At 37.5% G+C, this 22,154-nt stretch carries 21 protein-coding genes; 5 read left to right on the top strand and 16 right to left on the bottom strand.

Features of this window, described 5'->3' with window-relative positions; translation table 11 throughout:
- Nucleotides 1-129: 129 nt before the first annotated feature.
- Nucleotides 130-1,704 (top strand): cation:proton antiporter family protein, encoded by a 1,575-nt coding sequence (locus ND2E_RS07920; protein WP_033094465.1) that lies wholly within the window; start codon nt 130-132, stop codon nt 1,702-1,704.
- 437 nt (nt 1,705-2,141) lie between these two features.
- Here ND2E_RS07920 and ND2E_RS07925 read toward each other — a convergent pair whose 3' ends face one another.
- The 13 genes from ND2E_RS07925 to yceD all read right to left on the bottom strand — a co-directional run bounded on the left by ND2E_RS07925 (nt 2,142) and on the right by yceD (nt 12,705).
- A complete protein-coding gene (locus ND2E_RS07925; protein WP_033094464.1) occupies nt 2,142-2,909 on the bottom strand; it encodes a TatD family hydrolase in 768 nt (255 codons plus the stop codon).
- 71 nt (nt 2,910-2,980) lie between these two features.
- Nucleotides 2,981-3,307: a PilZ domain-containing protein gene (locus ND2E_RS07930; RefSeq protein WP_033094463.1), complete on the bottom strand. Its 327-nt coding sequence runs from the start codon at nt 3,305-3,307 to the stop codon at nt 2,981-2,983.
- Nucleotides 3,308-3,316: 9 nt separating this feature from the next.
- Nucleotides 3,317-4,312, bottom strand: coding sequence for a DNA polymerase III subunit delta' (locus ND2E_RS07935; protein WP_033094462.1), 996 nt, complete (start codon nt 4,310-4,312; stop codon nt 3,317-3,319).
- A 9-nt stretch (nt 4,313-4,321) separates the two neighbouring features.
- Nucleotides 4,322-4,960 carry a dTMP kinase gene (gene tmk, locus ND2E_RS07940; protein WP_033094461.1) on the bottom strand — a complete coding sequence of 213 codons (639 nt, stop codon included), beginning with the start codon at nt 4,958-4,960 and terminating at the stop codon, nt 4,322-4,324.
- Between the two features lie 250 nt (nt 4,961-5,210).
- Entirely contained in the window at nt 5,211-6,224 is a 1,014-nt protein-coding gene (gene mltG, locus ND2E_RS07945; protein ID WP_033094460.1) for an endolytic transglycosylase MltG, read from the bottom strand.
- A 41-nt stretch (nt 6,225-6,265) separates the two neighbouring features.
- The gene (gene pabC, locus ND2E_RS07950) at nt 6,266-7,072 is read right to left on the bottom strand and encodes an aminodeoxychorismate lyase (protein WP_033094459.1); all 807 of its coding nucleotides are present in this window, start codon (nt 7,070-7,072) and stop codon (nt 6,266-6,268) included.
- A 148-nt stretch (nt 7,073-7,220) separates the two neighbouring features.
- Complete coding sequence (gene fabF, locus ND2E_RS07955) at nt 7,221-8,459, bottom strand: beta-ketoacyl-ACP synthase II (protein WP_033094458.1); 1,239 nt, start codon at nt 8,457-8,459, stop codon at nt 7,221-7,223.
- A gap of 156 nt (nt 8,460-8,615) precedes the next feature.
- Nucleotides 8,616-8,849, bottom strand: coding sequence for an acyl carrier protein (gene acpP, locus ND2E_RS07960; RefSeq protein ID WP_011043112.1), 234 nt, complete (start codon nt 8,847-8,849; stop codon nt 8,616-8,618).
- A gap of 160 nt (nt 8,850-9,009) precedes the next feature.
- Nucleotides 9,010-9,756, bottom strand: a complete 747-nt coding sequence (gene fabG, locus ND2E_RS07965; RefSeq protein WP_033094457.1) for a 3-oxoacyl-ACP reductase FabG — start codon at nt 9,754-9,756, stop codon at nt 9,010-9,012.
- Between the two features lie 80 nt (nt 9,757-9,836).
- The gene (fabD, locus tag ND2E_RS07970; protein WP_033094456.1) at nt 9,837-10,775 is read right to left on the bottom strand and encodes an ACP S-malonyltransferase; all 939 of its coding nucleotides are present in this window, start codon (nt 10,773-10,775) and stop codon (nt 9,837-9,839) included.
- Between the two features lie 106 nt (nt 10,776-10,881).
- A complete protein-coding gene (gene plsX / locus ND2E_RS07975) occupies nt 10,882-11,931 on the bottom strand; it encodes a phosphate acyltransferase PlsX (protein WP_033094455.1) in 1,050 nt (349 codons plus the stop codon).
- Between the two features lie 42 nt (nt 11,932-11,973).
- Entirely contained in the window at nt 11,974-12,144 is a 171-nt protein-coding gene (gene rpmF / locus ND2E_RS07980; protein WP_033094454.1) for a 50S ribosomal protein L32, read from the bottom strand.
- Nucleotides 12,145-12,192: 48 nt separating this feature from the next.
- A complete protein-coding gene (gene yceD / locus ND2E_RS07985; RefSeq protein WP_033094453.1) occupies nt 12,193-12,705 on the bottom strand; it encodes a 23S rRNA accumulation protein YceD in 513 nt (170 codons plus the stop codon).
- A gap of 435 nt (nt 12,706-13,140) precedes the next feature.
- Between yceD and ND2E_RS07990 the strand changes: the two genes are divergently transcribed.
- Nucleotides 13,141-13,743, top strand: a complete 603-nt coding sequence (locus ND2E_RS07990; protein ID WP_033094452.1) for a Maf family protein — start codon at nt 13,141-13,143, stop codon at nt 13,741-13,743.
- Between the two features lie 70 nt (nt 13,744-13,813).
- Here ND2E_RS07990 and ND2E_RS07995 read toward each other — a convergent pair whose 3' ends face one another.
- Both ND2E_RS07995 and rluC read right to left on the bottom strand, forming a co-directional pair.
- Complete coding sequence (locus tag ND2E_RS07995; RefSeq protein ID WP_033094451.1) at nt 13,814-14,479, bottom strand: HAD-IA family hydrolase; 666 nt, start codon at nt 14,477-14,479, stop codon at nt 13,814-13,816.
- 5 nt (nt 14,480-14,484) lie between these two features.
- Nucleotides 14,485-15,564, bottom strand: a complete 1,080-nt coding sequence (gene rluC / locus ND2E_RS08000) for a 23S rRNA pseudouridine(955/2504/2580) synthase RluC (RefSeq protein WP_223303630.1) — start codon at nt 15,562-15,564, stop codon at nt 14,485-14,487.
- A gap of 693 nt (nt 15,565-16,257) precedes the next feature.
- Between rluC and rne the strand changes: the two genes are divergently transcribed.
- The 3 genes from rne (at nt 16,258) to ND2E_RS08015 (ending at nt 21,126) form a co-directional block, all read left to right on the top strand.
- Nucleotides 16,258-19,398: a ribonuclease E gene (rne, locus tag ND2E_RS08005; RefSeq protein ID WP_033094450.1), complete on the top strand. Its 3,141-nt coding sequence runs from the start codon at nt 16,258-16,260 to the stop codon at nt 19,396-19,398.
- A gap of 327 nt (nt 19,399-19,725) precedes the next feature.
- Nucleotides 19,726-20,157: a DUF4339 domain-containing protein gene (locus ND2E_RS08010; protein WP_033094449.1), complete on the top strand. Its 432-nt coding sequence runs from the start codon at nt 19,726-19,728 to the stop codon at nt 20,155-20,157.
- Between the two features lie 81 nt (nt 20,158-20,238).
- Nucleotides 20,239-21,126 (top strand): DUF4339 domain-containing protein, encoded by an 888-nt coding sequence (locus ND2E_RS08015; RefSeq protein ID WP_033094448.1) that lies wholly within the window; start codon nt 20,239-20,241, stop codon nt 21,124-21,126.
- 319 nt (nt 21,127-21,445) lie between these two features.
- Here the strand turns inward: ND2E_RS08015 and ND2E_RS08020 are convergent, their stop codons facing one another.
- Nucleotides 21,446-22,093, bottom strand: a complete 648-nt coding sequence (locus ND2E_RS08020) for a bifunctional 4-hydroxy-2-oxoglutarate aldolase/2-dehydro-3-deoxy-phosphogluconate aldolase (RefSeq protein WP_033094447.1) — start codon at nt 22,091-22,093, stop codon at nt 21,446-21,448.
- Nucleotides 22,094-22,154: the final 61 nt, after the last annotated feature.

The following is a 22,154-nucleotide window of genomic DNA, read 5'->3' as shown; positions in this document are numbered from 1 at the left end:
ACTTTCTATCGTATTCACTCGGAGAAAATATTGATTAGATGTATCATTGTCAAGATATAGACCTGCATCATTTTCACAAACACCTGAAACCTTTCTATTTTATAAAACAACGAAAATTAGAGCAAAATAATGGATTTTATCTGGATACTTTTCGCTTTCATCTGCGGATTAGCAGCAAAAACAGTCTCACTGCCCCCCTCTATTGGCTTTCTCACCGCAGGATTTATCTTAAACATCGCGGGTTACCAAGCTGATGAAAGTTTGAGCATATTGAGTGATTTAGGTATAACCATCATGCTCTTCACAATAGGTTTGAAACTTAAAATAAAAAACCTCTTTAAAACCGAGGTTTGGCTCGGATGTTCTCTTCATAGCGTACTTTGGATAGTCGTTACTTTAACGTTTATTAAAATACTTTCCTTAGCTTCAATCAGTTATTTCAGCGATTTAGACTTAACTACTGCAGCGCTAATAGCTTTTGCCTTAAGTTTCAGTAGTACTGTGTGTGTGATAAAGCTTTTGGAAGAAAATGGCGAGATGCGAACTCGTCACGGCAAGTTAGCTGTTGGTATTTTAGTCATTCAAGATATTATCGCGGTTGCTTTTTTAGTTGCCGCTACAGGTAAAATACCGTCGATTTGGGCATTCTCGTTACTTGGTTTATTTGTAATTAAGCCACTTATTAACAGAGTTATTCATCATGTTGGCCACGGCGAACTCATTACCTTAATGGGCTTTTTCTTAGCCCTAGGAAGTTATGAATTATTTGAATTAGTTAATATTAAAGGTGATCTAGGTGCATTACTTGTTGGCATGTTTTTATCTTCTCACCTTAAAGCCACTGAAATCAATAAAGCATTAATGAACTTTAAAGACATATTTTTAATCGGCTTCTTTCTTTCTATCGGTTTTACGGCGATCCCCACATTAGAGATGCTAGGTTTAGCCACCTTATTAATTTTATTGATTCCTGTTAAGTTTGTCATGTTTTACGGTATTTTTACGTTATTAAAAATTCGTAGCCGTACTGCTTTCTTAAGTGCTTTGTCATTGAGCAACTTTAGTGAATTTGGCTTAATTGTTGGTGCGTTAAGTGTATCAACTGGCTGGCTCAGTAATGACTGGCTGGTGATCCTTGCATTAGGCATGGCAATTTCATTTATTCTAACCAACATTATTTATCAATTTGCTCACACGACCTTTACTAAGCACAGAGGATTTTTATCACGTTTTGAGCGTAAAACTAAACTCGTGGAAGATAACTTCTGCCAACCTTGTCAACGCCCTATTGTAATAATCGGCATGGGGCGAGTTGGAATGGGGGCTTATCAAGCAATTAATAGTCATGGCACTAATCCAGCCTGGGGCTTAGATGCAGATAAAGAAAAAATAACCTGGCTACACAACAAGGGTATGGAAGCATACTACGGCGATGCAGAAGATATTTATTTTTGGGAAAGTATTGATCTATCAAAACTTGAACTAGTTTTACTCGCATTACCTTCAGTGCAAGATATTATCAACATAACTAAACAGTTGAAAGCTGCAAATTATAACGGAAAAATTGCCGCTGTCGCTCGATACGACGATGAGCGTCGGCAATTAGAAGCGTTCGGGATTGATAAAGTCTTTAACTTTTATACTGAAGCTGGTGTCGGTTTTGCTGAGGAAAGTTTAGCTTTATTGCCTCAAGGTATGCGATAAACAATGAAATAAGTTAAAACTAACTTTCAATAGTTTAACTTGCTCTGATACGGCTAGAAGGCTATATAAATCAACTAAAAACAGACTGTTACATCGATAAATCATGCCTAGTTAACAATTATAGTCAACAGTAAAAGTAGAAATAACCAATTGTATTATAAGGTAAAAAAAATAAACAAAAAAAGATTAGCAATTTAAAAAACTTACACTAAACTTAATTGCACAAGCTTAGCTAACAGTAGCTATTTTGTTGCTAAGGTGTGAGTACATAGTTTATTTTTGTTTTTATCTTAACTGCCTTATGATGGTTAATTAGCGCACGGCTCAACCCCTGAGCCAATTTTTGAGCCCAGACAAATGTCTGGGCTTTTTTTATTACAACTTGATCAAAATAAACTTATATTAAGGGGTTAGTTTATTAACTCCCTAGGAATGATTTACAGCTTAAAAAGACGGTTGAAGTTATCACTTGAAAGTTTCGCTATCTCTTCAACAGATTGGCCTCGAATACTTGCCAAATGTTTTGCTACTTCGACCACATAAGCCGGTTGATTTTCTTTACCACGATGAGGAACAGGTGCAAGATACGGCGCATCAGTTTCGATTAATAGTTTATCATCAGGAACTAATGCAGCAACTTCTCTCAGTGCAGTAGCATTTTTAAACGTTACTATCCCCGAAAAAGAAATATAAAAACCTAATGCTATCGCTTGTTCAGCCATCGCCCAGCTTTCTGTGAAACAATGAAGAATACCACCTACCTGCTCTGCTCCTTCACTGCGAAGTAATGCTAAAGTATCTTGCTGTGCCTCGCGAGTATGTATGATCAGTGGTTTTTTTAATTGCTTAGCTACCTGGATATGTTTTTTAAATGAATCCAGTTGCAGCTCCTTGGTTTCAGGCGCGTAATGATAATCTAACCCGGTTTCACCAATGGCAATAACACGTTCATTCTGGCTTAATGCCAATAATTGCTCAGGTTTGATTTTATCTTCTTGGTTTAAAGGGTGTGCACCACAAGTCAGTAAAACATTATCATAGTGAGCTGTTTTTTCTGCCATCTGAGGAAAGTCCTCTAACGTGACACTGACACACAGTAGCTTAGTTACTTTGGCTGCTGCAGCTGCCTCGATAACATTATCTAATTTGTTATCATACAGTGATAAATTAAGTCGATCTAAATGACAATGAGAGTCTATAAACAACGAGGGGCTCCTGTGTTTGTATATTGATTTAAGAATGAATGCTTGTCACTTACTAAGGACAAGAAACCAAGTTACATAGTTAGCGTTGGCTCTGAAGAATTTAAGTGTCGGGCAATGATTTGTTCAATTTGATGGCGAACTTTTTCAGGATCTTTAACAAAAGTAACACCAACACCAGGAGGTGTGCCATTCTGCGCACCAACAGGGGTTAACCAACAAACCTCACCTTGAACAATAGATTCCTCTAAAGCATCAGGCAATAATATATGTAACTCAACTTCATCACCTAAGTCATATTGACGTGGTGTACGCACAAAAACGCCGCCTTCATTAAGAAAAGGCATGTAGGCAAGGTATAAATCACGGTCTGAGTAAAACTCTACGTTTAATGGAACCAAGTTGGTCTCCTAAATCGATGGTCTAACGATATTATTTATCGTCATAAGTAACTGTTCACCGACGAATTGCCGATTAGCTTGCTGGTAAGACTTTATCAGTTTATTACTAGTGATGATAGCTTGATATATTTGATTAAACACATGAACTGACATTTGTTGTTGTACAATCAGTGATGATTGTTCTATCGCATTATCAAGGTAATATTCTCTTAGAATATTACAGGTGATTTTTTCCAACCAACGTAAGCTATGTTTACTAGCAACAATTTGACTTAGTAAATTATCTTCACTTTGCCCGTTAAATAAATAATCTAGATAGCTTTTATTAAACGCTTGAAATTCTTCATAAACAGCTTTATCAGTCAATTCAGGTAATTGGGATAAATTAACATAGTTAGTAATTGTGTTACTGACCATTGAACCGGTTGAGTCTAGGGCATCATCACTGTTAGACACATCGAGTTGTGACAGCAAAGCATCACCAATTACAGGCCTAATAACATATAAAGCGCAACGGCTAACTATAGTAGGTAATAAACTATCTAGATCGTCTGTGATCAAGACAATATAACTATTTTCAGTTGGCTCCTCTAAAGTTTTTAATAATGCATTAGCCGCAGCAACCGTCATAATTTGAGCTTGTGGAATTAATATTGTTTTCACTGTGCCTAACTGAGCTGTTTTCTCAAGAAAAGCATTACCACGACGAATATCATCAACCCCTAACATTTTGTTATCAGCAAGTAGTAATAAATGATCGGGATAGTTATCTGCTTTATTGAGCAAACAGGCTTTACATTGGCCACAAGCTTCGCTAACAGCCTCAGATTCATGCGGATGAGTTAATGACAATGGACTTTGACAAATTAATAGTTCTATTAACCACTTTGCCAGTGCATTTTGACCAGAGCCTTCTATCCCCTGAATTATAACAGCATGTGCTAAGGTGTTATCTTGGTATTGTCGACTCAGCTGCACTTGCTTTTCGCGGCAAATCTGTAACATATTTGTTCTCTAGCCTTTATCTGTTTTAGCAATAAACTCAGTAACTGATTTTTCAACCTCTTGATGCACTTTTAACATTGTTTGTGCTGCATCAACAGTGACAATTGAGTCGTCATTTTCAGCCAGCTCTCGATACTTATTATGAACGCGAATAAAAAATTCCATTTTCTCTAACTCAATTCGATCTAAGTCACCCCGAGCTTTAGCGCGAGATAGACCAATATGTGGTTCGATATCTAAATACAAGGTGATATCAGGGCAAAAACCTTTCAACGTAATATCCCTAATAGTATTCATTATCGTTTCATCAAAGCCTCGTCCTCCTCCTTGGTATGCTCGAGAACTCAGGTCGTGGCGATCTCCTATTACCCACTTACCGGCAGCTAAAGCCGGGAGTATTTTATTAGCAAGCAATTGACTGCGACTAGCATACATAAGCAGTAATTCCGTTTCTACGGTAAGCTTCTCATGATGGTCCACCGACTTCACCATATCACGTAAAGATTCAGCTAAAGGAGTGCCTCCAGGTTCTCTTGTGTTAATAAATTCAATACCATGATTTTTTAGAGTATTTTCAATGACAGTGATAGCTGAGGATTTTCCTGCGCCTTCCATGCCTTCAATGACAATAAATTTTCCTAGAGACATAACTGCCCTTCTACCTTTTTCGTTGTTATTAGTTTCATTTTATACGGTTGATGACATAATTTATACCCGTTGCCAAGCAAGATGTTGCTAAAACACTTTTACGATGGGCTATAAATGACGTACAGCTGCGTCGAATAATCAAAGCATAGAATGACTAGGGTTAAAGCAACTTCTGGCCTAAAATCGCTTAGACTCCCACTGAAAAGCTGCATTTTGAATAGTAACGGCTATTTATTCATTAGTACTAAAGTTACTGTGATCTTTTTTGTCGTTGCATTTTCAAATAGCGTTTAACGGCAATATTATGCTCTGCTAACGTTTTACTAAACACATGTTTACCATTGCCACCACTTACAAAGTATAGGTAATCACTCGTAACTGGGTTTAAGGTAGCTTGTAAAGCGGATAGTCCAGCCATAGCAATTGGCGTAGGCGGTAAACCATTAATTCTATATGTATTGTAAGCAGTTTTCTCTCGTAAATGCGCTCTTGTTATATCTCCAGAATAACGTTCACCTAAACCATATATAACCGTAGGGTCTGTTTGCAAACGCATTTTTTTGCGTAATCGATTAACAAATACCGATGATATTATAGGTTGCTCAGCGACAAAGCTCGTTTCCTTTTCGATAATCGAAGCCATTATTAAAGCTTGATAAGGCGTGTCATACGGTAAGTTTTCTGCCCTTTGCTCCCACAAACCATTTAGTTGTGTTTGCATATTTACATGAGCACGTTTTAAAAGTGTTATATCCAAAGTACCAGCAGTAAAAGCATAAGTATCTGGAAATAACCACCCTTCGGGGTTTTCAGCATCGATTTCAAGTTTAAGCGCTATTTCATTGATCGACTTCCCCTTCATCGTTTGACTGATATAAGGGTGTTCTGCGAGTATCATCAACGCATCTTTAAAGCGAGTTCCTTCAATAAAAGTGATAGAGAATTGGTGCTCTTTCCCTTCAACAAGCTGAGCCAATAACTGCCCTAATGTTGAACCTTTAACTATCAAGTAAGTACCCGCTTTGATATTGGCATATTGCGGAAATAGTCGACCATAATTTCTCAACCAGAACCGAGTCGCTATCCACTTTTTGTGCGTTAACTGTTTGGCAAAGGCGCTAATAGAACTACCTGGTACTACTTCTATAAAACTATTTTTCTCCATTGATAAAGGCGTTTTTAACGCCTGATCGAATTGGTAAGCTAAAGTAGCAATGACACCACACAAGACTAACAGAGTAGTAATAATAAATTTTTTGAGCACGCTCTATCCTTTGTAGGTTTTTTAAACGATTAGAGGTTTGTCTAAATAAAGCTTTTCATTTCTTTTTGAATATTTAATACCATATCAAGGGTAAGCTTACGATTATTATACGTTTTTACTGGCATTATGCCCATCAAAGAATTAGAAATGAACATCGCTTGTGCGTGTTTAAGATCTTCGAGTCTTGTTTGACATATTTTTATGTCATTTTTTTTAGCGATAATCGCCTGTCTAATAATGCCATTAACGCCTGATGTTGATATTTCAGGGGTGCATAACTGTTCGTTATGCCAATAAAAGATATTTGAACTGGTCGCTTCAATAACATTGCCTTGGCAATTTGTCACAATAAGGTCGTCTTCTATGCGTTTATCCAATTCATCCCTCAATAAGACTTGCTCAAGTCTGTTGAGGTGTTTAATCCCACCAAGCATAGGACTTGTTGAAATTTGTTGTTTACTATCACCTAAGGTGATGCCTTGCTGAGCGAGCAATTCATACTGACGTGGGAAATCAGATATCATAATGATTAGGTTGGCAGAATTCTCAGTTAAACCAAATCTGGAGTACCCTCTGCCACCACTGCCGGCAGTTATCATCACTTTTAATACGGCTAAGGAAAAACCTTTGACTACATCAGCTAATTGCTTTTGTAAATTTATATTTGTCGGTAATTTAAGCTTTAAATACTGACAGCCATGGGTTAACCGCTCGATATGCTTTTCTAAGAGTAACACTTGGCCATTAACAATTTTAGCTGTGGTAAATATCCCATCACCATACGCTAATCCTCTGTCAGTCACCGCAAGTGTGGTTTGTTGTTTACCATTTATCGAACAATATTTCATTGAGTGTTACTACAGTAGTAAGAATATAAAGTTTATTGGCACAAAAAAGCCTGAAGACTTCCCTATTACTAGGTTAGTATTCAGGCTTACTCATTTATTTTCAAGTAGTTTACTTATAGTTAACTACACTAAAACTAACAATCGCACATTAAACCTTCTTAAAGATTAATGAGCCGTTAGTTCCACCAAAGCCAAATGAGTTACAAAGTACATATTCAAGATCAACATCACGTGCTGCACCAGCAATATAGTCTAGATCACATCCCTCATCGGGGTTATCTAAATTGATTGTGGGTGGAACTTGATTATTTACTAAAGCTTGGATACTAAAAATAGCTTCAACAGAGCCTGCAGCACCTAATAGATGACCCGTCATAGATTTAGTAGAGCCCATCATGACATCCTTCGCGCTAGCACCAAATATAGTTTTTACTGCATTCGTTTCTGCAATATCTCCTGCTGGTGTTGATGTGCCATGAGCATTAATATAACCAATTTTACTAATATCTACTTTTGCATCATTAATTGCATTTTGCATAGCGCGTGCTGCACCATCACCATTTTCTGGTGGTGAAGTCATATGATACGCATCGCCACTCATACCAAAGCCTACCAGCTCAGCATAAATTTTTGCACCACGGGCTTTTGCGTGTTCATATTCTTCAACAACAATAACACCTGCACCATCACCAAGCACAAAACCATCTCGGTCTTTATCCCACGGACGAGAAGCGGCTTCAGGATCATCATTTCGACGAGATAATGCACGAGCCGCACCAAAACCACCCATACCTAATGTTGTTGACGCTTTTTCAGCACCACCTGCAACCACGGCATCAGCGTCACCATAAGCAATCATACGAGCAGCATGGCCAATATTATGTACACCACTAGTACATGCAGTAGTAATGGCAATATTGGGCCCTTGTAGACCGAACATAATGGATAAATGGCCTGCTATCATATTAATAATGGTTGAAGGCACAAAGAAGGGTGATAACTTGCGTGGATTACCACCAGCTTTTATCAGCTTTTGATGATTTTGCTCAATTAAGCCTAAACCACCGATACCAGATCCAACAGCTACACCAATGCGAGGAGCATTTTGCTCAGTCACTTCAAGGCCTGAATCTTTAAAAGCTTGCACACCTGCAGCAATACCATATTGAATAAAAAGATCCATTTTTTTGGCTTCTTTTCGTTCCATATAATTTTGAGCATCAAAATCTTTGATTAAACCCGCAAATTTAGTGGGATAATCAGTGGTATCAAAATGATCAATATTGCCAATACCACTTTTACCAAGCAGCAGGTTTTGCCATGTTTCTTCTGCGGTGTTGGCTAATGGGCTAAGCATGCCAATGCCAGTAACTACTACACGTCTCATAATAGAGCGGCCTCCGAAAAATTATGTGAATTACCCAATGTAAACTTCTATTGAGTTATATCGTCATCTTAAGCATAAAAAAAAAGCGGTCACTTACAATTAAGTATACCGCTTTTATTATTTCGTTAAGTCCGATAACATCGAACTTATTAACAATTACTGGTTAGCAGTAACGTAATCGATTGCTGCTTGAACTGTTGTAATTTTTTCAGCTTCTTCGTCAGGAATTTCAGTATCAAATTCTTCTTCTAACGCCATAACTAATTCAACAGTGTCTAATGAGTCAGCACCTAAGTCATCAACAAATGATGAATCAATTTTCACTTCTGCTTCACTAACACCTAACTGTTCAACTGTGATTTTTTTTACGCGTTCTTCGATATTACTCATTTTATTTCCTTTACTGAAAGTGCATTTTTTCAAATTGCGTGTAGTGTATTCGTCAACAGCTTGCCATGCAAGCATCTAATTCATTTTTTTGAACTGGTCTAACCTGTTGAACTGTTGAAAAATATAATTAAATAATAATGTAAGCCTTAATAATCAAGGCTTACACCATATACATACCACCATTAACATGGATTGTTTCACCAGTAACATAAGCTGCAGAATCGGATGCTAGAAAAGCAACAGTACTCGCAATTTCTTCTGGTTTACCTAAACGATTAGCAGGAACTTGTGAGAAAATCCCCTCTTTTTGTTCATCTGTTAATGTTTGTGTCATATCGGTATCGATAAAGCCTGGCGAAACAGTATTTACCGTAATACCGCGTGAAGCAACTTCGCGTGCTAATGCTTTAGTAAAGCCTAATAATCCCGCTTTAGCTGTAGCATAGTTTACTTGTCCTGCATTACCCATAGTGCCTACCACAGAACCAATATTGATGATACGACCGGTACGCTTTTTCATCATGGGACGAATGGCGGCCTTACTGACTTTATAAACAGACGTTAAATTAGTTTCTATAATATCTGACCATTCATCATCTTTCATACGCATAAATAGGTTATCACGAGTAATACCTGCGTTATTGACTAATATATCAATTGAACCATGTGCTTCTTTAATTGCTGCAAACATGTCCGTAATAGAGTCATCACTGGTTACGTTTAGTACTAATCCCATACCACTACCATTTTCGGCAGTTAAGTATTCGCTTATTTTATTCGCACCATTTTCTGATGTCGCAGTTCCTATGACCGTAGCACCAAGGGACTGTAATTGTGTTGCTATTGCTTTACCGATACCACGGCTTGCACCAGTAACTAAAGCGATCTTTCCTTCTAAAGAAAACATATTTTTCACCTACTATTTTATTTTATAACGCTAGCTTGATAAGCAAGCTAGCGCGTTGTATTTTTGACCACAGACTAAAATTAATTATTAACTAAGTCTTTTGCTTGTTGTAATGAATCACTGGTGTTGAAGCTAACACTTTTCAATGATTTATTTATTCGTTTATTCAAACCTTGCAAAACCTTGCCAGGTCCTATTTCAATGACTTGTTCTATACCATCACTTGCAAGTAGGCTTATTGTTTCACTCCAACGAACTGGAGAATATAATTGCTTCACTAATGCAGCTTTAATTGCGTCACCTGTGACTTCTTCTGCCACATCAACATTGTTTACAACAGCAATTTCTGGCTGATTAAAAGTTACTGACTCAAGTTCAATTGCTAACTTATCAGCTGCGTCACTCATTAAAGCGCAATGAGATGGGACACTAACAGGTAATGGTAAAACACGCTTAGCACCCGCTGTTTTACATAGTTCACCAGCTCTTTCTACTGCCTCTTTGTGACCAGCAATAACAACTTGCCCTGGCGAATTAAAGTTAACAGCAGAAACAATTTGTCCTTCCTTAGCGTTATCACAAGCAGAGGTGATATCTTCATCAGCTAAACCTATGACAGCTGCCATTGCACCGACACCTTCAGGTACACAAGCTTGCATCAATTCGCCACGCTTTTCGACTAACACAGCAGCATCACTCAGTGAAATAACCCCAGCACATACTAATGCAGAATACTCACCTAAACTGTGGCCCGCCATAATAGCTGGCTTCACTTCTGATTCACTTTGCCAGAGGCGCCATAAAGCAACACTTGCTGTTAACAGTGCCGGTTGGGTAAAATTAGTTTGATTTAATTTTTCTGCTGGGCCTTGTGCCACAAGTTGCCACAAGTCATAACCTAATGCTTTTGATGCTTCTGCAAACGATGCTTGCACGATACTATTTTCTGCAAAGTCACTGAGCATGGCAACAGTTTGAGAGCCCTGCCCTGGAAAAACGAATGCTAATTTATTTTGCATATTGATACTCTATTTGAATTATTTTAGTAAATATGTTGATTTTAATATTATTGGTTTAGGGAAAGGTAACATAGTAGAAAGTATTTGCCCACTAAGTAAAGCATGGTTAACGACAAGTAAAGCCATGTTCTAATGACGTTTTAATTTTCTCGGGAACTTGTCTTTCAACTTCTTTGACTGCTTCTTCTATAGCAGCTAAAAAAGCACCTGAATTGGCGTTACCATGACTCTTCACCACTATACCGCGTAATCCTATCAAACTTGCGCCATTGTACTGGTCGGGGTTCATAGTTTTAAACAGCTTTTTAAAGCTTGGTTTAAGTAATGAACCAAACACTTTAGCCAATATACTTGCACTAAAAGCTGTTTTAGATTTTTGATAGACTAATCGAGCAACACCTTCACAGGTTTTTAATGCGACATTACCGACAAATCCATCACAAACAATGACATCAGCTTTATTTGAAAAAATGTCACAACCTTCGATAAAGCCGACATAATTAATGTCTTTATTTTCACTTAACTCAAGTGCCGCGAGTTTTATATGATCACTGCCTTTAATCGCTTCTTCACCCATATTCAGTAATGCAATACGTGGTTTACTTATACCATCGACTTGCTCTGCCATCACTGAGCCCATCACACCAAATTGATATAATACGTGGGAGTCACAAAAAACATTCGCCCCCAAATCAAGCATGAAAACATGTTTATCTTTATCATGGGTAGGTAGTGAGGAAATCAGCGCTGGACGCTCAACTCCAGGTATATTTTTTAACACAAAATGTGCCATTGAAAAGAGTGCACCAGTATTACCAGCACTTACACAAGCTTGTGCCTTGCCAACATGAACTAAATCAAGGGCCTTACGCATCGAAGAATCTTTTTTGGTCCTCAGTGCCACAATAGGTTTATCTGACATTGAAACGACTTGAGAGGTTGGCTGAATACTGAGCTGTTTATGTGCAGCTAAACTTTTTTGAGAAATATTAAAGCGGGCAAGAGATTCTGTAATGATCAATTCATCACCACAAAGAATAAGGTGCAAATTAGGCTGATTATTAATAGCCATTATTGCTGAAGAAATAGTTATAGAGGGGCCTTGATCGCCCCCCATAACATCTAACGCTATGGTTAGATAACTATTTAAGCTCAAACGAAGTAAGCCTAAACTATTTTACTGTAACGAAGTAATCGCTTATTTAGCGATTACTTTAACGCCTTTGTAAAATCCATCAGCAGTTACGTGGTGACGACGATGCGTTTCACCTGATACTGGGTCTACTGATAAGTTTTCTACTGTTAATGCATCATGTGAACGGCGCATGCCACGTCTTGAACGAGACTTCTTGCTTTTTTGAACTGCCATGAGTTACTCCTGAATCGGTTATTAGTTAAAGGGCTTTATGCTTATTAACTATTTGAATTGTTTTAATATATCAAATGGGTTTGGCTTCTCAACCTCTTCTGGCAACTCACCCCAAACTGAATCAGCATCAGCTGGACAATCTTGAATGTCGTGCCTTGGAATTAATGGTATCATGAGAATTAACTCTTCTTCCACTAATTCACGTAAGTTTACTTCGCCATTTTCATCTAATTCGACTACGTCATAATATGACGGAATTTTCTCAGCTGCTTCCTCATTTTTGGCAGGACTAAAAGCAAAATCTACTTCAAGTAACTGCTCAAAACTTTCGTTACACCGCTGACAAGTTAATGCAACTAATGCCGATGCTGTGCCTGACATTACTGTCAAACCACGTTCATCCACATCAAACTTAACACTAACTTGAACATGCTCGCTTCTGCTTTCGCATTCAGCAAGCAGTCGAGTCATATCCGACAATTTACACACGCCCTCACACACAAGTCTACGTTGAGCGCTTCGGGATGGATTAATTGTTATTGGAAGTTTAAGATTCTGCATAAGGCGCGCATAATATAGTCCCTACAGGCAAGTGTCAAAAGAAAATTGCACTATTTTGATTAAAAGCTCAAGATAAACTCAATATTAACAATAATCGTGTATTAATTGTTTACTCTAACAACAACCACTGATTAAACCTGTAATATCATTACTTATATTCTGCCGTTTTATTTAGAGAATAACACAGCGAACCAATAACGAACTTATGAATAATAAAAATAACGTTAACATAGTTATTATTTCATTCATTTTGTGATGTAATCAAATTACTGTAGAACGACTAAAGAATTACTGCCTATATAGGTTAATAAAATCTATAGGTTAATAAAATCATAAATGCTTCTGTTTTTATGAATCTATAGATAATGTTAGGTAATTAAAAAATTAACCCAGTTCGTATCAAACTATTTTTACAAGATTATTTAGAAGGTAAATATGAAAACCTTAGTCCTTGGCTCCACCTCTCCATTTCGTAAAACAATTTTAGAAAAGCTCAAACTACCTTTTTACTGCGCAAAACCTAACATAGATGAAACAGAAAAAGACAATGAATTACCTCAGGACTTAGTCGAACGCCTCGCTATAGAAAAAGCGAAAGCCGTTAAACCGGAATTTCCAAAAGCACTCATTATAGGCTCAGATCAAGTTGCAGTTTGTGAAGGAGAAATTTTAGGTAAACCTCACAATTTCGAAAATGCGGTCATTCAGTTAAATAAATTTAGCGGTAAGAGTATTACCTTCTATACAGGGCTTTGCGTATATGACAGCGAGAAAGAAATAGTTGTTTCATTGGTTGAACCTTTCACAGTACATTTTAATCAACTGAGTCAAGACGACATCGAGAATTATCTCAATGCAGAACAACCCTACAATTGTGCAGGTAGTTTTAAAAGTGAAGGGCTAGGAATATGTTTGTTTAGCAAACTTGAAGGCGACGATCCAAATACATTAATAGGATTACCATTAATTAAACTCGTCGAATTGTTAAAGCAACAAGGTATTGATGTGCTAGCTGAGCAAAGTAAACAGTTGCTCTAAAAATAGAAAAAGTAAGTAACGCGCTTAACACACTTGCTGCTTACTTCTTTTAAAAGCACTCTCCTTCCTATTATTTATTGCCTGGTACAGGTATTAATATTTGTTGCAACTCAATAAGAGAGTCAACAATCGCGATTGGCTGGTAGTTGCTTAATACTTCTCTATTATGAACACCCAAAGTAACTCCAATACGATCGATACCAGCAGATTGAGCCATCTTCATATCATGGCTGGCGTCACCAATCATAACCGCTTGTTCGGGTTCAATGTTAAGCTCTGTTAATAAGCTTAATAACATTTGCGGATCAGGCTTTGACAGGGCTTCATCCGCACAACGAGATGCATGAAAGAAATGTTCTGTTTGTGTCGCTGCTAACACTCGTTGTAACCCTTGTCGGCCTTTACCTGTTGCCACTGCTAATAATCTATTATTATCAGTCAGTGTTTTTAACAACAACTGTGCATCTTCAAATAATGGTGCAGGTGTAACATCACCCTCAACATACTGAAATTGATATTGCCCGATTAACGCCGAAATTTGACTTTGAGAAGCCGCTGGAAATAAGATCTCAAGTGCTTTTGGCAAACTTAGGCCAATGATATCTTTGACAGATTTTACGCTTGGTATAGTTAACTGACATTGCTGTGCCGCTGCTTGCATTGATGAAACAATACGTGCGATTGAGTCCATCAACGTGCCATCCCAATCAAAGATAACTAATTTGTACTTGATCATATCGATTATTCTTTTACCAACTTGGATAATAACTTTTCTAAACTCGCTTCAAGAGGAGCTTCAATTTTTAGCCTTTGATCAGTACTTGGGTGAGTAAATTCAATACTCGCTGCATGTAAGAATAGTCGCTTTAAGCCTTTACTTCTCATTTGCTCATCAAACTCTTCATGACCATATTTTGCATCCATAGCAATAGAATGGCCATTAGTTTGACAGTGTACTCGTATTTGATGTGTCCTTCCTGTGACAGGAAAAGCTCTTACTAAGGTTGCACCGCGATAACGCTCTAGAACTCTAAAACGTGTTTCAGACTCTTTGCCCTGCTGATTATCAACAACGACTACTCGCTCACCTGATTTTAAATCATTTTTCTTTAATGCATCGGTAACTCGCGTTAATTTAGTAGGCCAATGACCTTTCACTAATGCATGGTAAAATTTTTGTACATTTTTATCACGAAACTGTTCGTGTAAATTACGCAAAGTTGACCGTTTTTTGGCCACCATTAAACAACCTGAGGTATCTCTATCCAATCGATGTACAAGTTCTAACATTCTAGCTTCTGGCCTCAATGCACGCAGTGCCTCAATCAGTCCAAAACTCAAACCACTACCACCATGAACCGCCATACCAGATGGTTTATTAATGACAATTAACCGCTCATCTTCAAAAAGAATCTGTTTTTCAAGATTAGCGACAATATTTAGCCCTGTTGATACTGTTTCTTTTTCTTCTGAAATTCTAATGGGAGCAATACGCACTTCATCATCATTCATTAATTTATAAACAGGCTTAATACGCTTTTTATTAACCCTTATCTCACCTTTACGCATTAAACGATAAAGGTGGCTTTTCGGCACACCTTTAAGCGTTCTTAATAAAAAATTATCAATACGTTGGCCAGCATCCTCGCTGTCTATGGTAATGAAGCGCACTTTCGGTCTTTCTTCAGCTACATTGATGACTTGATTAGTGTTAACAGCATTAATTTTCTTATGCTGAGTTTTTTTATCAACTGAGTGATGTTGTGTGTTTGCTTTATTTTTATGCACGTGATTGGCTTTTTGAGTCTTAGTTTCTTTCATCGCTGCAGTTTAACACACTTTATTTGGCTAATAATGCAATTAACTCCCTTTTTTATTGGCTAAACGCCAAGGATAGTGTGATAATAAAAGGGTTATTAGTTGATATTTAACGCGAACAGCATATTAAGTAGCCATATGAAAGAGTCATACAAGGCTAATCAACGTAACAATTTTAACCCTAGAAGCTTTAAAGAGAGACGTAAGAGGCAAACTGCGGCCACATTTATATGCGAAATCTCATTTTGTTAACTGTACTTATATAGCGTTAACAAAATAGAGTAAAAGACATATTGATAGTACGGCCTATTGCATTAATTGACACAGTAAATTATCACTATTGATAATTTATCCGTTGTAGATTGTCAACGAAGCATAAACAGTTTTAATATTTCGATTTTGATTTGTTATTAGCCCAGCACCATAAAGCAATTATTATAAAATAATACCGAAGCAATTACGCTGGTATTTTGCACAGCACACACGCTGAGCACATAAAGAAACAAATTAACATTGCCTATTTAAATAATTGGCGGTGATATAAAAAACAATCAGAATTTATAACAGCTTAACCTGGTTTTATGACAGGTTAACCGTGACAACCGTGAGGTTGACACGCTGCTGTTACCAGAAAAACAGATTGCTTTGTGTCCTAAGCAAACGGTGTGTTGTGACTAAAAATGAGTCCGACAAACTATGAAACGTATGTTAATTAACGCTACCCAATCAGAAGAATTGCGCGTAGCACTAGTAGATGGCCAGAAACTTTACGATTTAGATATTGAAAGTCCAGGTCATGAACAAAAAAAATCAAACATTTATAAAGCTAAAATCACACGCATTGAGCCTTCTTTAGAAGCCGCTTTTGTTGATTATGGTGCCGACCGTCACGGTTTCTTGCCAATGAAAGAAATCGCTCGCGAATACTTCCCTAAAGGCTATACATTCCAAGGCCGTCCTAACATTAAAGAAGTATTACACGAAGGCCAAGAGGTTATCGTTCAGATTGATAAAGAAGAACGTGGCCAAAAAGGCGCTGCGTTAACTACTTTTATCAGCCTTGCTGGTAGCTATTTAGTATTAATGCCAAATAATCCTCGTGCTGGTGGTATTTCACGCCGCATTGAAGGTGATGAGCGTACTGAATTAAAAGCTTCATTGAGCAAATTAAATCTACCTAAAGGTATGGGCTTAATTGTAAGAACTGCTGGTGTAGGCAAAGATTACGAAGAATTAAAATGGGATCTCAGTGTTCTTTTACATCATTGGCAAGCAATTAGCGATGCAGGAAACAGTCGCCCTGCTCCTTTCTTAATTCATCAAGAAACCAACCTAATTTTACGTGCCATTCGTGATTATTTACGCCGTGATATTGGCGAAGTATTAATAGATCGTCCTAAAACATTTGAAAGTGTTAAAAAACACATTGAAGTTGTTCGTCCTGATTTTTTAAATAAGATCAAACTTTATAATAGCGATGTGCCTTTATTCACGCACTACCAAATTGAAACTCAAATAGAAACAGCATTTCAACGTGAAGTGCGGTTACCTTCAGGTGGTTCAATCGTAATTGACCCTACAGAAGCGATGACGTCTATTGATATCAACTCAGCTCGCGCTACTAAAGGAAGTGATATTGAAGAAACGGCTTTTAATACCAATCTAGAGGCTGCTGAAGAAATTGCTCGCCAACTTCGCTTACGTGATCTTGGTGGTCTAGTGGTTATTGATTTCATCGATATGACACCTGTACGTCACCAGCGTGAAGTAGAAAACAGAATGCGAGATTCAGTTCATCAAGATAGAGCGCGCATTCAATTAGGGAAAATATCTCGCTTTGGTTTGTTAGAGATGTCGCGCCAACGCTTGCGCCCTTCTATTGGTGAAACTAGCCAAGGCGTATGTCCTCGTTGTAATGGCACCGGTCATGTACGCGGGGTTGAGTCATTAGCACTATCAATATTACGTTTAATGGAAGAAGAAGCCATTAAGGAAAATACCTTGCACGTTCAAGCGCAAGTACCTGTTCCTGTTGCAACCTATTTATTAAATGAAAAACGACGCTCAGTTATGCATGTTGAAAAACATCATAATGTAAGAGTCTTGATCATTCCAAATCCACACATGGATACTCCTCAATACGAAGTTTTGCGTGTTAAAAATGATGAAACAACCGTAGAAGCAAGTTATGAAGTGCCGGTGAAACAAGCTGAGCTTGAAGAAGCTAAGATGCCTAAGTTTGATAAAGCTGCTGCTAAACGTGATGAGCCTCTGATACAGGGCATGAGTGCACCAACTCGTGTCGCTAAACCTGAAGAGTCCCCAGTAGTAACAGAAAGAACTACGGAAACAACACAAACAAAACCTAGTGGATTTTTTGGTTGGTTAAAGAGCCTTTTTGTTGCTGAAGAAGTCGTAGAAGAGATCAAAGAAGTAAGCACAAGCCAGCAAACTAAAAAGCCACAGGAAAGACGTGGCAATCATCAAGCTAAACGTCGTAATAACCGCGGTAATAATCGTAACCGTAACGATCGTAATGGCGAAGGTGCTAATAATCGCTCTTCTCATAAAGAGAATGAAATTAGAGGTAATCGCTCAAATCGTGATGAAGAGCAACAGAATAAGCCGAAAAGACAGCCTCGTAAAAATAACAACAATGTCGATAAAGAAAAAGTTGTTAAAGAAGAGAAAAATACAGAGCGTCGTCAACGTCGAAATAATCGCAAAAAAGTACGTATAGCGCCTAAAGATAAAGTTATCAAGGCTACTGAAACACTAGCGGCTGTTGAGACTGCTGAGAATGTGAAAGTAAATACTCCTTCAATAGAAGCAGCATCAAACAACGAGGATAAACCACGCAATAGACGTTCTCCAAGACATCTAAGAGCTAATGGTCAACGTCGTCGTCGTAATAATGCAGAAAACAACTCTGAAGCGACACAGCAAGAACAGGTATTGCCTACTGAAAATGTGCTAACTGATGAATCAGTAGAGGCGCGTTATCCTGCAAAATCCACTCCGATTGCCGAAGCAGCAATTGAGCAATCAAAAGCCGCATCTACTCCAGCAGAAATTGCCGTTGAAGAAGTTACTAAGGACACAGTAGCCGAACAAGTACAGCCTGCACCTGTTGAAACTAAAGCTGTTGAAACCAAAGCTGTTGAAACCAAAGCTGTTGAAACTAAAGCTGTTGAAACTAAAGCTGTTGAAACTAAAGCTGTTGAAACTAAAGCTGTTGAAGCCAAAGCTGTTGAAACTAAAGCTGTTGAAGCAGTGTTAGATAACAGTAAAGAACAGCTAACATCTGAAAGCAAAGAAGAAGTTTCTGCCTCAAGTGTTGCTGAACAAGTCACTGAAGTTCAGCAAGAACTACCGTTAGAGCAAAAAGAAAATACTGTTATAACGCCAGAAACGTCTCCTGAAGTTAAAGTCAACACGGATATTGAGACTAAAGTATCAACATCTGAGACTGAAGCGGTTACACAAGATGCAGAAATTGTTTCTCTTGCTGAAGATGCTAAAGCGGCCGACAATAACGTTACCACAGAAGAAAAAGTTGTGGCTCCAGTTAAAAAGCCAGCCAAGAAGAAAGTTGCTCCTGCAACCAAAAAATCCGCACCTAAAGATAAAAAGTTAGCAAGACAAGTAAAAAAAGCTAACCGACTATCTGGTCATGCCAAGGCGCCGATGACGAAGACAGAAACAATCACAATAATTAAAGATATTCCGACATCCTTTATGGCGGATAGTGATCGTCTGGTTCATCAATCTTCAGGCAGAACGGCTGTTATTGCCGATGTGGTAAATCGCAGTAGTGCGCAGGCAACTAAGCCATAAGTTAACATTTGCTCTAAATTTAAAAGCCAGTTATAAGATTTATAACTGGCTTTTTTTTGTCTAAATATTAGTCGTTATAGTCGAGATTTATGCATGCACAGGCAATAATCTCTTTATAATTAATTTATAAGTGACTGCATTTTTCAGTACACTTGATGATGGCTGTGCAAGGCTTTAACCTGCCATTAACAAAATAGCTTGACTGTTGCCTAAGGCTAACGTTAAATGGAGGGAAGTAAAGGGCTTGGTGTTAATTAATATGATAGGTCGTTGCCGTTATTTAATTAACAATAACGTAGCTGATTTTAATAGAGAGTAATAATTATTATGAAAAAATGGTTTTTTTCAGACAATGGTAAAGTAACAGGTCCTTTAGGGTTAAAAGAGTCAAACGAATTAATTTCAAAAAATCCAGATTTATATGCATGGCACCCTTCGTATACTCATTGGGTTCCTGTCAGCTGTATTAATGAGTTTGAGGTATCAATATCTCCTCCTCCACCTCCAATAGCGATCCCAAAAGAATTGATCGATAATTTAAACGGTGAAGAAAAAGAATTATTAACGACATTAGATCGTATAGATAAGACGGTTAAAATTACTTCAGACTCTTTATATGAAATAGATGCCGAGTTAGATAACTATGGCCAAATTGCGCATAATTTAACAGAAGAAGTTAAAGCAGTAGTTAAAACAATTGAAGAGCAGTATGCTGCTTTACAGAAGAATCTAGCTAACGTAATTAAAACTGATTATTAGAATCTACTCATTAGTTCTTTACCATGAACAAATGCGACATAATAATCAAAAAACTAAAGTTAACAGATAAGAGTATTTACGATGAAAAAATGGTTTTTTTCAAATAATGGCGAAGTCACTGCCCCCTTAGACTTAAACGAAGCAAAAGATTATTTAGCTAGCAATCCAAATGTTTATGGCTGGCACCCTTCGTTTACTCAATGGAAACCCGTCAACTGTATTAGTGAATTTACTGACGTACTTCCCGCGACTGTTCAAGCTCCTCTCATTCCAAAAGAAATTTCAGATAAATTTTTAGCTAAAAAACAACGTCTAGCTTCAAAGTTAACGTCAATTGGCGATAGCATAAATCATAGTCAATCCTCTTTAGGGAAATTTGAAAAGCAAATTGAAAATTATAAAACGTTGACACAGAACTTAAATGATAATGTTAAAGACGCAATTGATAATATCGAGAAGAAACATAAAAGTCTGAATCGAAAATTATCGCAAGTTAAAGATGCTGTTCATATTGCAGAAAATGAAATGACTGAAGTTGTTAATGATTTTAATCGCAGAATGAGCTCAAATGATATATTTATGCCTTCTTGTAACCAAAGCAAAATATCAGCTTCTGAAGACAGCTCTCTAGTGAGTAAGGCGAAACTTGCACAAGAAAAGCTAGCAACACCTTATAATCGAGCTGAAGCTGCTAAAGTTAGCGTTAAAGAGCCTGAACAAAAGATTCAAAAAGATGTGCCTAAAAAAGCAGAGACTCACCATGCAGAAGCGATTAACCCAGAAGCTGAATACGCTAACAAGATGGCCAAAGACAGCTTCAATGGTATGAAGAACATGATGAAATCTGTTTTTAAAGGTGACCATAAGGTCGAGAAAGCTAAGATGCCAGAAAAGGTTGAAATCAAAAGAGGTAAAGATGAACCTTTATCAATGGCAGAACGTCTAAAAATAGCACAAAATAACCACTAAAAGTTAGACAGACCTCATTTTAGATAACGTTTAGTTCTCAAAGAGAAAGGCCAATCATTGCTTAAATGATTGGCCTTTTTGATAATCAAGCTGAACTCTGCTTAACAAATGTTTAACTAGCAGCTATTTTTCCTAACTTCTACGTTAAATTTACTTGCAATAGACCAGCTATTGACGCGAAATTTGCCTTGAATTAAGAAAAACTATCAAGCCAGAAACTCATAAAAATAGTTTGTGCCTATATTTCAATGGTTTAAAAATCTCTTAAATCGAGTTCAGGTTAATCAATACAAGATTGTTAATTAACTTATCAAGCGAATTACCTCACGTGTGCTAGTGCTTGATTTGCTAATTTGGTTATTTCAGACCAATTTTTATTTTCAACAATGTTATTTGAAACCAACCAAGAACCACCACAACAAACAACATTAGGTAAGGCTAAATAATCACGAACATTGTTTAAATTAATTCCACCAGTCGGACAGAAACGGATATCAGGGAAAGGTCCACCAATTGATTTAATCGCATTGACACCACCAGATGCTTCGGCTGGGAAAAATTTCAAGTGATCATAGCCATAATCAGCACCATCCATCAGTTCTGAAATAGAAGAGATACCTGGGATTAGTGCAATATTCCCCTCATTACCAGCTTGTAATAAGTCTTTGGTTAAACCAGGACTGATAGCAAATTTAGCGCCTGCATCATAAGATCGCTGTAATTGTTGGCGATTAGTTACTGTACCTGAACCAACAATCGCTTCAGGTAGCTCTTTTGCAATCGTGCTGATAACATCAAGGGCAGCTGGCGTGCGTAAAGTTACTTCTAAAACTTTAATACCCGCTGTCAACAAAGCTTCAGCTATGGGTAACGCTTCTTCAACATTGTTAATGACTAATACTGGAACAATAGGTCCCATGCTGAAAAGTTCCTTTGGCATAATTTGCCAATTTTTTGATACTGTCATAATTCCTCTTTATTTTCATGGCGATACTTACCTCAAAGGCAAAGTAGACGCTGAATTCTTT

The sequence above is a fragment of the Colwellia psychrerythraea genome (assembly GCF_000764225.1).
Lineage (GTDB): Bacteria > Pseudomonadota > Gammaproteobacteria > Enterobacterales > Alteromonadaceae > Colwellia > Colwellia psychrerythraea_D.
This window is presented reverse-complemented; position numbering and strand designations above follow the sequence as displayed.